Below are 15,343 nucleotides of genomic sequence, written 5' to 3' on the forward strand. Positions count from 1 at the left end.
TTACTCTTCTTCAATAAGGATTTCATCAGCGTTACGATAAGTGTATTTTAGATTGAGCGTAGAGGTGATCACTTCCAGCATATAGTCAAGGGTTTTGTCTTCAAATATGCTGGTTAGTCTTAAAGCTGCCATAGCAGGATTTTGCAACACAATTTTTTTATTATATGCCATAGACAGTCTTTCGGCAATACTGCCCAGTGTGTTGTTGTCAAAAGTAAAATGATAGTTTTCAAGCACTAAAGCACCGGCCTTGTAATATGCCATCTGGCCAGCGGTAACTATTACTTCCTTACTGTCTTTTTGCATTTTTACCTTGCCCGAACGCACCTTTACCATGATGAGCGAATCACTTTCTGCTACATGAAAGGCGGTCCCCAATACCGTCACCTGCACAGGGCCTGCTTTCACTATAAACGGATGTGAGGGGTCATACTTCACATCAAATTCACCATTCCCTTTCAATTGAATAGTACGGTTGGTGTAGTGGATATTGCCACCAGGAGCCACCTTTGCCACAGATCCATCCGGTAGTGTTTGTGTCACCGTTTGTAGGGTTGCAGCAATCTCGATGGTAGCAGGTTTACGTAGTTGTAACCATAACAATGCAACGGCAGTCAGCAAAGTTGCTGCCACTGCCACCCATGCAAGCCCACGTACTTTGGAGCGGGGCCTGGTTTGTTGCCATACCGCCTGTAAATCAGGGAGTGAATAGGGATGTTCACTGGCTATGTGCCACGCATCCCAGCTGGCCTGGAAAAGGCTGGCATTATCCGCATGGCTCATCTTCCAATCGTCAATCGCCATTGCTTCCTCAGGGAAGGCTTCCCCAGCGAAGTACCTGGACAGGAGCTCGTCGGTGATTTGAATATTTGCCATAATCAGTGAAAGAATTTTTGAATTTCAGTCAATAAACGAAACGAGATTAATATCCAGAAATACGTTTTGTCTGATAATTTTGTACGTAAAGCATGGAGAGCCTTACCCATGTGAGCTTCAACTGTTTTAACGGATATGTCAAGCTCTTTCGCGATCTCAGCGTAAGTTTTCTCTTCAAATCTGCTTTTATAGAATACTTCCCTGCACTTATCAGGCAATGATTCCATGGCAGACAAAACTTCTTTTTTGAGGGCCCGGACGGATACCTGCTCTTCATTGTTCCAGGTAGCATGTTCCTGTCCTGTGGCAAAACTTTTATAATGCCGCTGCCGGGTTTGCAGGCTTTTAATCCTGTTCAGGCAGTGATTGTGCGTAGCGGCATAGAGGTAAGCCCGTACTGACTGCTTAATAGATAGCGTTTCCTTTTTCTCCCATAGGAGCATGAATACCTGTTGTACCGCATCTCTCGCTTCCTCATTATCCTTTAGCAACGTATAAGCATACCGATGCAGATCCCCGAAATACTCGAAGAAGTATTGCTCAATTGTATGATTATCTGATAATTTTTCTTTCACAAATTCTATAGCCCAATGGTAATTTGCGTCTAAAGGTAGACAACTGAAAAGAACAAATACCCCTATTCATATAATTTTTCTTCTGGCAGCATCGGCATGGCCCTTTGCCCAGGCCTTATATATTTCTCTTTTATGAGGTTAATTCGTTAAATTAGACATAACAATAGTACGGATAAATTTAAACCTGTCAGTGCAAGGGCTGTCTAATCCAGGGAGTCATATTCAAATTCAACCATCATTTTATTTCCCTTCTTATGCAAAACAACTATTTACTCGTTATGGTGCTATGCCTTTTGGCATTGCAACCCGCTTTTGCCCAGAACATAGGAAATTTAGACCAGCGGGAAGTCGCTATAAACTTTATGGAGTATGTCCAGGATGGAAAACCCGATAAAGCGGCAAAATTACTGGACCAGAACAAAGTACAATACGACGATCTCCTAAAGTCGAACATGAAAGGTGCGGCAGAAAGTATTCGGGATGTGGCAGAAATGACCATCCCTGCGGTAACAGCCATGAAGACGGATAGTACGGTGTTTTTCAGGTGCCGGTATTACGCGCCGAAAGATAAATTCCCGGATTATTACCAGGTAGATATTCAGTTTGAAGACGAAAAATCATTGAAAATAACTAAGCTTGTATTTTATGACAGGGCGACCCTCGTCAAAATGCAAATAGCACAGAAAGAATAAATGAGAAAGGGAATCACTATAATGATTCCCATTTTTTTTATATTTTTCATTCAATGAAACAGCGCTTACTTTCCTTAGACTTTTTTCGCGGCGTTACCGTAGCCGGTATGATCCTCGTAAACAATCCCGGAGACTGGGGCCACATCTACGCCCCCCTGGAGCACTCCAAATGGAATGGCTGCACACCTACAGACCTGGTGTTCCCATTCTTCCTCTTTATGGTAGGCGTAGCAGTATCGTTTGCCCTGAGCAGCAGGAGACAAGACCCTACCTTACATAAATCACTCATCCTCCACGTATTTCGCCGTGCGGCCATCATATTTGGCATTGGACTGGCTTTTGGATTGATCCCTAAGTTCGACTTCGCACACGTCCGTATACCGGGTGTATTGGCCAGAATTGCGGTAGTTTACCTCATCATATCATTATTGTACCTGAAAACCAGCAGCAAAACCAGGATCTGGATCTGTGGCGGGCTGTTAGTAGGCTATTACCTGCTCATGACCCTTGTGCCTGTACCGGGTGTGGGGTATCCCAACCTGGAACCGGAAACCAACTTAGGTGCCTGGGTAGACAGATTGATCCTCACCCCTGATCACCTCTGGAAGCAATCCCGCACCTGGGACCCTGAAGGACTCTTAAGCACATTGCCTGCGATCAGTACCGGTTTATTGGGGATTATGGTGGGTGATTGGGTCAGGAGAAAAGATAAGCCTGAAGCAGATAAGGTTGCCTGGTTATTTACAGCAGGCTTCCTGTCAGTATTGGCAGGGTTGGTATGGGATGGCTTTTTCCCGATCAACAAACAATTGTGGACCAGTTCATTCGTATTATTTACAGCAGGGCTGGCCAGCATGGGATTAGCGCTTTGCTATTGGCTCATAGACGTACAGGGATATAAAAGCATTACACCGCCATTTGTAGCATTTGGCCGGAACGCCATCACGGCATATGTACTGTCCGGACTGGTACCAAGAATACACAGTATACCTTCCTCCCTGTTCATGCCATTCCTGTCGCCGCTCAATGCCTCACTGGCAGCAGCTATCACATTGGTACTACTCATGCTTATACCCGTTTGGATCCTGTACAAACGAAATATTATCTTGAAGATTTGACCAGTTTTTTGTATTATTAGGCGTCTTCCAAAATCAACTGTCTATGCAATCGGAGAGTCATGTGTTATGGTGGAATGCGTTTAAACAGGGGGACTGGGATGCCTTCACCGCTCTTTATGGAGAGTTCTACGAACTATTGAACAACTACGGCCGTAAGTTTACGCGGGATGAAGACCTCATCCACGATGTAGTGCACGATCTCTTTGTGAGAATATGGACTACCCGCCAGCGACTGGGTCAACCTGTATCTGTAAAAAATTACCTGTACAAAGCATTCCGTTCTACCTTATTCCGTAAGATCCAGTCCCTTTCAAAATTTGTGGAACTGGATGGGGAAGGGACTGGCTTTACTGTCAACTTTATTCCTGATGCATCTTTCCGGCAGGAGGAGCAGGAACTGCGTAAGCAGGTAATAGACCTGGTCAATACCCTCCCTGCCAGGCAACAGGAGATCATCTTCCTGCGATTTTATGAAGGCATGTCCTACGAAGAGATATCCACGATCATGGACATTAATATGAGTTCTACCTATAAATTATTATATAAAGCCCTCGACAACCTGCAAAAGGCCTCCAACAAACAAACCTGGCTGCTTATATGCGGCCTTTTATTCCTGCTGAAAAATATTTCAAAAAAAATTCCGGTTTTGGAGGGATAATTTTCAATATGTCATGTATAATACCAATAAACAGGGGATAGCGTGATGAACAATGATAAATATTTAGCGTATTCACTACAGGATTTTTTGGACGATGATGCTTTTATCAAATGGGTATCAGGCAAAGAACAAGACCCTGCAGCAGCACAATTCTGGAGCGAATTCCCTGTACAATATCCTGCAGCAGCAGCCAACTTTGAGTTTGCTGTAAATGTGATCCGTTCCTATCGGTCACAGGAGTTCTGGGACAATAAAGATAGCAAAGCCCGTGTACTCGAAAGGATTACGGCGACTATAGAAAGTCAGGGTGCCCGCCCTACCCGCCTGCGTTGGTTAAACAACTGGGTGCGTGCAGCAGCAGTGGCCCTGGTAGTGACTGCCGGAGGTTATATGATAGTGAACCATTACTTCCGCAATCACATGGAGCAGATAGCAACTGGCTATGGCGAAATGAGAACAGTGACATTGCCTGACCATAGTACCGTAACACTCAATGCATCTTCGGCCATATCATTCAATGAAGCATGGAGTGACACTAAACCAAGAGAAGTATGGATAGATGGTGAAGCCTATTTTGATGTAAAACATATCAACAGAACCGGCCCTGGCCAACAATTTATAGTACATAGCAATGGTATTAGTATTGAAGTACTGGGTACGTCCTTCAATGTCAGAAGCCGTCATGGCAAAACCAAAGTCGGATTGATTACAGGTAAGATCAAAGTAGATTATAATAAGGATCGCTCACTCGTTATGTTGCCTGGTGACTATGTGGAATACGCAGACAATAATTTAATAGTAACAAGAAAGTTAGATAAGCCCGAGAAGATAAAGCGCTGGACAGAGATACAGCTTACGTTTACAGACGCCACTTTAGGTGAGATCATAGAAACACTGCAGGATAACTATGGCTATACCGTAAAAGTAGCTGATGCCTCACTCAGAAAGTTAAAGATTGAAGGAGATATTAACGTAACGAATGTTGATGAACTCTTAACCGTAATTACTACTACGCTAAACGTAACAATCGATCAGCCATCCAAAAAGGAACTGGTCATCACATCAGGAAAGTAAAAGGGAGTACGCGGAGGAAGCGCGTATAAACAGTACACGTAAAAAAAAACTAATGAACATTTTAAACCAAAATCTCATTTTGGGGCTGCTTTCCTGTGCCCTGCTACCAGGTATTGCTGCACCTGTCAGCGCACAGACGCCCGCGATGTATGCTTCCATGAGGCAGACGGACAATATCCCATACCACAAGGCAGGAACAATGTCACTGAAAGATGCACTGATAAGGCTGAAAAAGCTGCAAAATATCCGTTTCGCATACAGGGAAGGACTGCTGGACGGTAAAATGGTGCCCGCTGATGTCGTAGACAGAGCAGAAACAATGGAGGCAGAAGCTGCCTTAAAATTATTACTGTCTGATTTCGCGCTTGCCTACAGCCGGGTCAACAAAACTCAGTATTCTATTTATACAAGGGACGTAAATACGACTATTCTCAATTACAACGCACTCTTTGCCGATAAACTGAAGGGGAAAATTACCGGCCCCGATGGCGCACCTGTACCTGGCGCTACCATCTCAGTAAAAGGTAATCCCGCTCTCGTAACTGTTGCCAACGATAAAGGAGATTTCGAACTAAATTTAAAAGATGCTACACTACCTATAGTATTGGTAGTTTCATCCATCGGTTTTGATAAACAGGAGATCACTGTCAACAGTGCTGCTGACCTGGTAAATGTAACACTCGCTGAATCCAACAAAGCACTCTCCGAAGTAGTAGTGACTGCATTGGGTATCAAAAAGGATAAAAAAGCACTGGCCTATTCAGTGACCGAAGTAAAGGGTAGTGACTTCACACAGGCCCGCGAGGTGAACGTTGCCAATGCACTTACCGGTAAAATTGCCGGTGTGAACGCTACCAGCCTGGCCAGCGGCCCTGGTGGTTCCAGCCGCGTGATCATTCGTGGAAACACTTCATTGAATGGGGATAACCAACCACTCTATGTTGTAAACGGTATGCCTATTGATAACACCACACCAGGCGGAAGCCCTACTACCGGTGGTGGTGGTCAGAACGTAGACCGTGGTGATGGTATTGGTGGCATCAACCCTGATGATATCGAGACCATTAGCGTATTGAAAGGAGGTACTGCTGCTGCACTCTATGGCTCCCGCGCAGCAAATGGTGTGATTCTCATCACTACCAAAAAAGGTCGTGCCCGAAAGGGGGTTGGGGTAGATTACAATTCTACCTTCACCGCAGAAACACCTGTTGTATTTACTGACTGGCAATATGAATATGGCCAGGGTGATGGCGGTGTAAAACCTTCTTCACAGTCACAGGCAGTAACCTGGGGCCGTCGCAGTTGGGGTGCTAAAATGGATGGTCAGAATTATATCGCATTCGACGGTAAAGAACATCCTTACTCCCCACAAAAAAATAATATCCAGAATTTCTACCGTACAGGTTCTACCTATACTAACACCGTAGCTTTTAACGGTGGTAATGAAGCACTGAACTTCCGCTTCTCGCTCTCTAATACCAACAGCAAAAGCATCGTTCCTAATTCAAAGTTCGACAAGAAAATTGCGAACCTGAACCTGAACGCTGTCCTGGGTAAAAGGATCAGCATCGAAGCAATAGCGCAATATAATGTAGAGAATGCCACAAACCGCTCCAGTTCCGGGGATGCTACCGGCAACCCTAACTGGGGCGTTTATATGATCGCGAATACAGTGGACATCCGCTCCCTGGATCCCGGTTATGATGAAAATGGTCGTGAAATACAATGGAATGAAACTGCGTACGCTTCCAACCCTTATTTCGTTGTGAACCGCTTCAAAAACAATGATACCAAAAACCGTTTCATTGGTCAGGCTAGTGTGAAATACGACATCCTCAAGAACCTGTATGTAAAAGGAAATATCAGCCGCGATTTCTTCAACTACGACTATGTAGGTATCATTCCAACTGGTACAGTTTATACTACAGGTGCTGCAGGTGAATACAGCGGCATAAGAAATGCAGTATCAGAAACCAACTCTATGCTCACGGCGAACTACAATACCAAACTCGCCGGTACAATCGGGCTGAACGTACTTGCAGGTGGAAATTCACGCAGATACAAATCAAATCAAACAGCCATTACCGGTACACAGTTCATTATTCCATTCTTCTACAGCTATACCAACCTGAGTACTGTCACAACTACGCCTACAAGAAACAATGTTGCGACCAACTCTATTTTTGGTGCGGTAGACCTGGACTATAAATCTGTCGTGTTCCTGAACTTCAGCGGTCGTGAAGACTGGTTTTCAACATTAAGTCCTCAGAATAATCATATCTTTTATCCTGCTGTAGGTAGCAGCTTCATCCTTTCTGATGCAGTGCAGCTGCCTAAAGCTATCAGCTTTGCCAAAGTACGCGCCTCATGGGCACAGGTAGGTGGTGCAACGCCTGATCCATACATCCTGAACCAGAGTTATAGTATGGTACAGGGTGGACATGAAGGTCAACCTGTACAAACAATCACACAGTCGAACGGTGCAAACCTGGTCACCAATTCCAACCTCAAGCCACTCACGTCTACTACTTACGAAGTAGGTGTTGAAGCACAGCTCCTGAATAACCGTATCGGTTTCGATATCACTTACTACAACAAGCATACGACGAACGATATCGTAACTACGGCTATCTCTACCACCTCCGGCTATAATAATGCACTGCTGAATGTGGGTAAATTATCGAACAAGGGTATTGAAGTACTGTTAACCGGTACACCAGTAAAATCTAAAAACTTCACTTGGAATGTGAGCTATAATGTGGCCTACAACCAGAGCAAAGTAGAACAACTGGCAGCTGGTCTCACTACCCTCCAGATGGCTACCAGCGTAGGTAGCTGGGCATTCGTACACAATTCCGTAGGGAGCCCCTATGGTGTGATCAAAGGGTATAGCGTAGCGAAAAATGAAAAAGGGGAGACTATTTACAATAGCGCTACCGGGTACGAGCAAAAGAGTGCGTTGAAGACTTTAGGTAACGGTGTACCACCGTTGACCATGGGTTTGAGCAATACCTTCCATTATAAACGCCTGTCACTCGATGTACTGGTAGACGGTAAATTCGGCAACAAGGTATTCTCTGTAATGAATGTATATGCTACCCGTTTTGGTCTGCACAAAAAGACATTGAAAGGTCGTGAAAACGGTCTGGAACTGAGTGGCGTTGATCAGAATGGCAATGCTTATACCAACACCATCCCGGTATCTAATCTGCGTCTTTACTACGACAATACCAAGAATTATACAGATCAGTTCATGTACGACGGTAGCTTCGTAAAACTGCGCCAGGTAGTACTGAGTTACCAGTTACCTGTGCATAATCTGAAGATCGTACAGAGCGCTTCCCTGTCTTTCGTAGCGCGTAACCTGCTTATCCTGTACAAGAATACGGACAACTTTGATCCGGAATCCAGCTACACAAACAGCAATGCCCAGGGCTTCGAAGCGTTTGGTATTCCACGCACCAGAAGTTTTGGTCTGAACCTGATGGCTAAATTCTAATTGTTCATGTTACACACTCGAATTATGAAAATGCGATTTAACTTTCTTATATATACAGCCATAGCAGCTACATTACTGATCCAGTCATGTGACAAGGGCTTTGAGGAAATGAATGTGAACCCGGATGCATCCAGCAGCGTAGTACCGGAATATATGTTCAGCAAAGCACTGCTGGACGCGCTGAACAACAGCTGGTTTGCCACAGATGCACTGGCATGTGGGGGATCTATGCAGCAATTTGCTACATACAAAGACGTACCGGGTATAGGAGACAAATATTATTTTCAACAAGGTACCTATCCCTACGATTACTTTACAACCGGATTTCCCGGAGCTGTAAATGAAATAGCGACCGTTATCAATGCACTGGATTCTTCAGAAGTCAATGAATTGTCCATCTCCCGCATCTGGCGCGTATTCATCATGCACCGCATAACGGATCTCTATGGCGACATTCCTTATTCTGAAGCTGCACAGGGATATACGACTAACAACTTTACGCCCAGTTACGATGCACAAAAGGACATCTATGCCGATATGCTGAATGAACTGGATGAAGCTGCTCAGGCGCTCGATGCCTCCAAAACAACTTTTGGCGCAGGTGATTATATCTATGAAGGGGATGTAACCAGGTGGAAGAAATTTGCTTACTCCCTGATGCTGCGCCTGGGTATGCGCATGTCAAAAGTCGATGCAGCATCTGCACAGACCTGGGTACAGAAGGCAATTGCAGGTGGTGTTATTACAGATGATGCAGACATTGCTACCATGAAATATACAGATGGTACATCGCTGAACAGGAATCCAAGAGCGGCTGCCCTGCTTTCCAACGACTACGCGGTGGCAGATGGTACGAGCAATACAGAAGGTGGTAAACTGGCCCGGACTTTTATCAATTTGCTGAAAGATAATAATGATCCCCGCCTGAATGTAATGGCCATCGTATGGAAGGATGGAAAGGCAGATACCAGCACCGCATTGCAATTCGGTATGCCCAATGGGCTGCTGCTGAAACCAGATAGCTTCGTGAATTATTCAGAACCAAATCCGTCAACAATCTTACAATATACTGCACCTATCATTGTGATGAGTGCTGCAGAAGTAAATCTTTACCTGGCAGAAGCGGCTGTAAGAGGCTGGTATTCCGGTGACGCAGCTACTACTTTCTCTGCCGCCATTGGTGCTTCTATGCGCAACTGGGCACAATTTGGCAGTGCAGGGGTGATTGCTGAAAGTAAAATCACAGCTTACCAGGCAGCACATACCCTTACTGGTACCACAGATCAACAGCTACAAATGATCGGCAATGAATACTATGTATCCATGTTCCTCGATGAACAGGAGATTCATGCCAACTGGCGCCGTTTGGGCTACCCTGCACTCACGCCTGTGAATATCTCCGGCAATATTACTGGTGGTACCATTCCCCGCCGCCTCCTGTATCCACCTTCAGAAGAAAGCGTGAACGCAGCAAGCCTGCAGGAAGCGGTAGACAGACAAGGCGCAAACCTGATGACAACCCGCATATGGTGGGATAAAGAATAATCCTCTCAACTTTTGAAATCATGCAAAACCAAAGAAGATCCGTATTGAAAAAAATGTTTGCCGCCGCAGCTGGTATGACCGGTATCAGTGCCGTAGCAAAGGCTGCCGGGGCGACACTGCCTGCCACAACAGAAAATGGAAATGTAGTTTATGACCAGGAAGTACCTTTATTTTCCAGTTTCAAAGTGCATGGCAACACCGTATACATTGCAGGTATCGGCGCCCACTTTGAAGGCGATATTAAGGCACATACAGATCATGTGCTGAAAGAAATGGAAGCACAGTTGAAAAAGGCAGGTTCTTCGATGGACAAGGTATTGAAAGTAAGCGTATTCCTGCATGACCTGAACGATTACAAGGCCATGAATGAGGTATATAGAGGCCGGTTTGGCGCTAACCCTCCGGTACGCACTACCGTAGCTGTTTATGGAGGAGTGCCGGGAGACTCTCTTGTAGAGATGGACTGCATTGCATCTCTATAAGAATAGTTCCCCCTTCTCTACGGGATCGCTTATTAAAGCGATCCCCCCTTTCTTCCTCACTTTTTTATTTTACTACTCATGAACCGCAGAGACTTATTGAAAAACATGTCTGTGATCCCTGTATTCGGGGCTTTCGCAGGCAGTGCTAATATATTGCCATTAACTGACGCCGCAGCACCTGCTGTAGCAAAAGATTATTTCAAAGATTTGGGTATCCGCACTTTCATCAATGCGGCAGGCACCTACACAGCAATGACAGGATCGCTCATGCGTCCTGAAGTGATGAATGCCATCAACTATGCTTCGAAAGATTTTGTATTGCTCGATGAGCTACAGGATAAAGTAGGCGCCCGCATTGCAGAACTGCTGAAATGTGAATATGCTACAGTTACTTCTGGTTGTGCATCTGCCATGACCCTGGGAGCCGCCGGTGTGCTCACAGGCATGGATGAAAAAAAAGTAGCACAGCTGCCACACCTGGAAGGTACTGGTATGAAAACAGAAGTGATCATCCAGCGCAAGCATGATATCGCATATGCACATGCCTTGAAAAATACAGGGTTGAAGATCGTTTATGTAGATACCAAAGAAGAACTGATCAGCGCTATCACCGACAAGACTGCGCTGATGTATTTCCTGAATGCAAATAACTTTGATGGACCGGTACAGGTAGAAGAGTTCCTGAAAATAGCACAGGCACACAACATCCCTACCATGATAGATTGTGCGGCAGACGTGCCTCCTGTGGAAAACCTGTGGAAGTATACGAACATGGGGTATGACCTGGTTTGTTTTTCAGGTGGTAAAGGTATTCGTGGCCCACAAAGTGCCGGTTTACTGCTGGGCAGAAAGAAATACATTCAGGCAGCGCGCCTCAGTGCTCCTCCAAGAGGGAATACCATTGGCCGTGGTCTGAAAGTAAACAAAGAAGAAATACTCGGTATGCTGATAGCGCTGGAAACTTATCTGGCTACCGATCATGACAAAGAATGGAAAATGTGGGAAGCACAAATTAAGTTGATTGGCGATGCAGCAACTTCCGTAGGTGGTGTGACCACTACCGTGAAAGTACCGGCTATCGCCAATCACGTGCCTACCCTGCATATAAGCTGGGATCCCAAAAAGATCCCTGCTACCGCAGCAGAATTAAAAGAGAAACTAAGAAGCGGTTCTCCATCCATAGAAATAGCTGATGGGGAAAACCAGCATGCCGTTGCCATCACTACCTGGATGCTGGTACCCGGACAGGAAAAGATAGTAGCCGCAGCGCTGAAAAAAGCGCTCACAGAGAAAGCTTTGTTAGAAACGCATGGTTGATAAATTGGAGTGTGTTTAGTCACCCACAGGGAGCCTCAAGGCTCCCTGTTAATTTTTACCACACAGGTCTTAACATTAAAGTAACAGAAATGAGGTTTTTAATATTTCTCATGCTGGCTGGGAGTGCTTTGCATGCACAACAATACAGCCTCCTCATAAAAAACGGGCACGTCATTGACCCGCGCAATCATATTGATGCAGTCATGGATATTGCACTCAGAGAAGATACCATCGCAAAGGTAGCACCACACATCGATGCTACAAGAGCCGCCACCATCATAGATGCAAAAGGAATGTACGTGACGCCGGGGCTTATTGATATTCACACACATAATTTCATTGGTACCACGCCTAACAGGTATTTAAATAATAGTTACAGTGCCGTAGCACCAGATGGCTTTACTTTCCGTTGCGGTGTGACGACTGTAGTAGATGCTGGTAGCTCGGGATGGCGCAGCTTTGAAACGTTTTTGGATCAGACCATCCGCCATTCGCAAACGAGGGTATTGGCATTTCTGAATATTGTAGGTGGTGGTATGCGTGGTGGGCCTTATGAACAGGATACGAATGATATGGATGCAAAGATGACAGCACTGACCATCCGCCAGTATAAGAAATATTTAGTAGGGATCAAGGTGGCACACTTTGAAGGTGCAGAATGGACACCCGTAGATAGAGCGGTACAGGCAGGAGAGATGACGGGAACCCCGGTGATGATTGACTTTGGAGGTAGTAATCCACCTTTGCCTCTCAATGAATTGTTTGAAAAACACCTGCGCCCCGGCGATATCTTTACCCATGTATATGCCAATGTAAAAGGACGTATGCCTATCGTAGATGAAAATGGAAAAGTACCTGATTACATCTGGGCTGCGCGTAAAAAAGGCATCCTCTTCGATGTGGGGCATGGTGGCACCAGCTTTTCCTACAAGATCGCTATGCCGGCTATGAAAGCGGGATTCCTGCCTAATACGATCAGTACGGATATTCACACAGGCAGTATGAATGCTGCCATGAAAGACCTGCTGAATGTGATGTCGAAAACCATGGCAATGGGCATGAGTTTTAATGCCCTGATCAAAGCTACTACAGATGATGCTGCAAAAGCCATTCGTCATGAAGAACTGGGTGCTCTTTCAGAAAACACCGTGGCGGACATTGCTATATTAAGATTAGAGAAAGGACAGTTTGGCTATGCAGATCCTATGGGTGTAAAACTGGAAGGGAAAGAAAGGATCGCCTGCGAAGTCACCATCCGTGCGGGTAAGGTCGTGTATGACCTGAATGGTCTGGCAGATAGTATCTCAGTACAAACCGAAAATTAAAATATGAAACTGTTTTTTTTGATTCCACTCTGTCTGCTGCTGAATAGCGTTGCCGCGCAGACAATATCTAAAGAGGAACTGATATTTTTAACGGCCGACTGGAAAGGAGAACGCTTTCCGGACGGCCGTCCCCGTATTCCTGATGCAGTGATTGCACTGGCCAAAGAGGTAGGGTTGGATGATGTATGGACGATATTGGAAGGAGAGGGATACCATTGCCAGTTTGAAGGTGGATTTAAAATGATCCATCCGGATAGCGTGATGGCAGGTAGAGCGGTCACGGCCATGTTTATTCCGGCCAGACCGGATATAGAAGCACATCTGAAAGAACGCGGACAACAAAAAGGCTGGAAAGGCAATAGTAATTCATGGCCCATCCAACAATTGACGAAAGGGGATGTATATGTGGCGGATGGATTCGGTAAAATTGCAGATGGTACATTGATCGGTTCTACACTAGGAAATGCCATCTATGCCCGCTCTGGCAATGGTGTAGTCTTCAATGCATCGGCCCGTGACCTGGATGGGCTGGAAGAGATCCCGGGTTTTAATGCGCTGGTGAGAGACTGGGATCCATCCTTTTTGAAAAACGTAATGTTGTCTGGTATGAATGTACCTATTCGTATAGGAAAGGCTGTTGTACTGCCGGGTGACTTGGTACTAACTTCCAAAGAAGGCGTTATTTTCGTACCTGCGCATCTCGCAGAAAAAGTAATTGCTATCGCTGCCTTTATACAGGTCAAAGATGCATTTAGTTTTGAGATGCTGAAGACTGGAAAATATACTCCCGGAGAACTGGACAATAACTGGACAGATGCTATCAGGCAGGCTTTTCTGGAATGGCAGCATAAGCAGGCGGGTAAAGCACCTATGACCAGGCAGGAGCTGGACAAAATGTTAGAAAAACGAACCTGGTAAAAAATAAATATCCACTTATGAATCATCTCGGCCCTTATATTATTGGTTTTTGGGTACTTTTAGCAATATTATTTTCGGGAAAACCACAAACTCGCGGCTACGTGTATACGTTAATGATCTTTGCCGCTGTGACAACTTCGCTATACTATCCGCAATATTTTACCCATGTTGGGGATTACGACCTTGCAAAACTAATCACACCTTTATTACAGATCATCATGTTCGGCATGGGAACAGCCATGAGTCTCCGTGATTTTTATGGTGTGATCAAAATGCCTATGGGTGTACTGACAGGTGTACTTTGTCATTTCACGATCATGCCTTTCATTGGCTGGGGGCTGGCGCATCTCTTTAAGTTTCCCCCGGAAATCGCTGCAGGCGTGGTATTGATAGGCACCGTGCCTTGTGGCATGGCGTCGAACGTCATCTCTTACCTGGCAAAAGCGAACCTCGCATTGTCAGTAACACTTACGGCTATTTCCACGATGCTGGCGCCTTTCGTGACACCATTGCTCATGCGCTGGCTGGCGGGAAGTTATATTGATATCAGCGTCACTCATATGATGTGGGACATCTTTAAAATGGTGATCCTGCCGGTGGCAGCGGGCCTGGTCTTCAATCATTTTTTGAGTGGCAGGGCGAAATGGCTGGACAATGTGATGCCTAAGATCTCCATGGCTGCCATTGGATTTATCATTGTGATCATTACTGCCCATGGGCGGGATAGCTTGCTGGATGTAGGTTTATTATTGATACTTAGTTCACTGATACACAATTTATCAGGTTATGGACTGGGTTACTGGTTGTGTAAGCTGATCCGGATGAAGGAGCAGGATTGCCGTACCATAGCGATAGAAGTAGGAATGCAAAATGGAGGGTTGGCATCTGCGATAGCGAAAAGTATGGGTAAGATAGCAACGGTAGGGTTGGCGCCGGCCGTGTTCGGCCCGTTGATGAATGTAACGGGGTCTTTGCTGGCCAGCTGGTGGCATAGGCATCCCCCTGAAGAATAACGTGGAGGCCGTACTACCGTAAGTAGTACGGCGCTAGTTTTATCATATAAGCCACCTTTCGGTGTCACGTGGTGGAATCTATAATAAAGACAAACGGGAATGAGAGGCAAAAGATAATAACTTAAAGCGAAAAAAGTATGCCTTTCGGCGAAATTTTTACAAATAATCTTTGGTCATCTTTCTTTTGTCCTGTTAATTTGATAAATTGTTAGTGAATAAGCAGGTCTCAAAAACGGGGCCGGAATCCATTT

The 15,343-nt window shown here is 45.4% G+C and carries 13 protein-coding genes; 11 read left to right on the forward strand and 2 right to left on the reverse strand.

Annotation, left to right across the window (positions count from 1 at the left end; translation table 11 throughout):
• Together SIO70_RS12200 and SIO70_RS12205 are read right to left on the reverse strand one after the other, a co-directional pair.
• Positions 1–876, reverse strand: a complete 876-nt coding sequence (locus SIO70_RS12200; RefSeq protein ID WP_320581135.1) for a FecR family protein — start codon at positions 874–876, stop codon at positions 1–3.
• A 2-nt stretch (positions 877–878) separates the two neighbouring features.
• Positions 879–1,451, reverse strand: a complete 573-nt coding sequence (locus SIO70_RS12205) for an RNA polymerase sigma-70 factor (protein ID WP_320581136.1) — start codon at positions 1,449–1,451, stop codon at positions 879–881.
• A gap of 254 nt (positions 1,452–1,705) precedes the next feature.
• Between SIO70_RS12205 and SIO70_RS12210 the strand changes: the two genes are divergently transcribed.
• The 11 genes from SIO70_RS12210 to SIO70_RS12260 all read left to right on the forward strand — a co-directional run bounded on the left by SIO70_RS12210 (position 1,706) and on the right by SIO70_RS12260 (position 15,092).
• Complete coding sequence (locus tag SIO70_RS12210; protein WP_320581137.1) at positions 1,706–2,143, forward strand: hypothetical protein; 438 nt, start codon at positions 1,706–1,708, stop codon at positions 2,141–2,143.
• 53 nt (positions 2,144–2,196) lie between these two features.
• On the forward strand, positions 2,197–3,261 hold the full coding sequence (locus tag SIO70_RS12215; RefSeq protein ID WP_320581138.1) for an acyltransferase family protein: 1,065 nt from the start codon (positions 2,197–2,199) through the stop codon (positions 3,259–3,261).
• A gap of 43 nt (positions 3,262–3,304) precedes the next feature.
• Positions 3,305–3,919: a sigma-70 family RNA polymerase sigma factor gene (locus SIO70_RS12220; RefSeq protein ID WP_320581139.1), complete on the forward strand. Its 615-nt coding sequence runs from the start codon at positions 3,305–3,307 to the stop codon at positions 3,917–3,919.
• Positions 3,920–3,964: 45 nt separating this feature from the next.
• On the forward strand, positions 3,965–4,993 hold the full coding sequence (locus SIO70_RS12225) for a FecR family protein (RefSeq protein WP_320582065.1): 1,029 nt from the start codon (positions 3,965–3,967) through the stop codon (positions 4,991–4,993).
• A 52-nt stretch (positions 4,994–5,045) separates the two neighbouring features.
• A complete protein-coding gene (locus SIO70_RS12230; RefSeq protein WP_320581140.1) occupies positions 5,046–8,492 on the forward strand; it encodes a SusC/RagA family TonB-linked outer membrane protein in 3,447 nt (1,148 codons plus the stop codon).
• Positions 8,493–8,516: 24 nt separating this feature from the next.
• On the forward strand, positions 8,517–10,037 hold the full coding sequence (locus tag SIO70_RS12235; protein ID WP_320581141.1) for a SusD/RagB family nutrient-binding outer membrane lipoprotein: 1,521 nt from the start codon (positions 8,517–8,519) through the stop codon (positions 10,035–10,037).
• 20 nt (positions 10,038–10,057) lie between these two features.
• Positions 10,058–10,519 (forward strand): RidA family protein, encoded by a 462-nt coding sequence (locus SIO70_RS12240; protein WP_320581142.1) that lies wholly within the window; start codon positions 10,058–10,060, stop codon positions 10,517–10,519.
• A gap of 78 nt (positions 10,520–10,597) precedes the next feature.
• Entirely contained in the window at positions 10,598–11,836 is a 1,239-nt protein-coding gene (locus tag SIO70_RS12245) for an aminotransferase class V-fold PLP-dependent enzyme (RefSeq protein ID WP_320581143.1), read from the forward strand.
• 89 nt (positions 11,837–11,925) lie between these two features.
• A complete protein-coding gene (locus SIO70_RS12250) occupies positions 11,926–13,161 on the forward strand; it encodes an amidohydrolase/deacetylase family metallohydrolase (RefSeq protein ID WP_320581144.1) in 1,236 nt (411 codons plus the stop codon).
• Positions 13,162–13,164: 3 nt separating this feature from the next.
• The gene (locus SIO70_RS12255) at positions 13,165–14,079 is read left to right on the forward strand and encodes an RraA family protein (RefSeq protein ID WP_320581145.1); all 915 of its coding nucleotides are present in this window, start codon (positions 13,165–13,167) and stop codon (positions 14,077–14,079) included.
• Between the two features lie 101 nt (positions 14,080–14,180).
• A complete protein-coding gene (locus tag SIO70_RS12260; protein WP_320581146.1) occupies positions 14,181–15,092 on the forward strand; it encodes a bile acid:sodium symporter family protein in 912 nt (303 codons plus the stop codon).
• Positions 15,093–15,343: the final 251 nt, after the last annotated feature.

Origin of the sequence: Chitinophaga sancti, from assembly GCF_034087045.1 — a bacterium.
Classification (GTDB): domain Bacteria; phylum Bacteroidota; class Bacteroidia; order Chitinophagales; family Chitinophagaceae; genus Chitinophaga; species Chitinophaga sancti_B.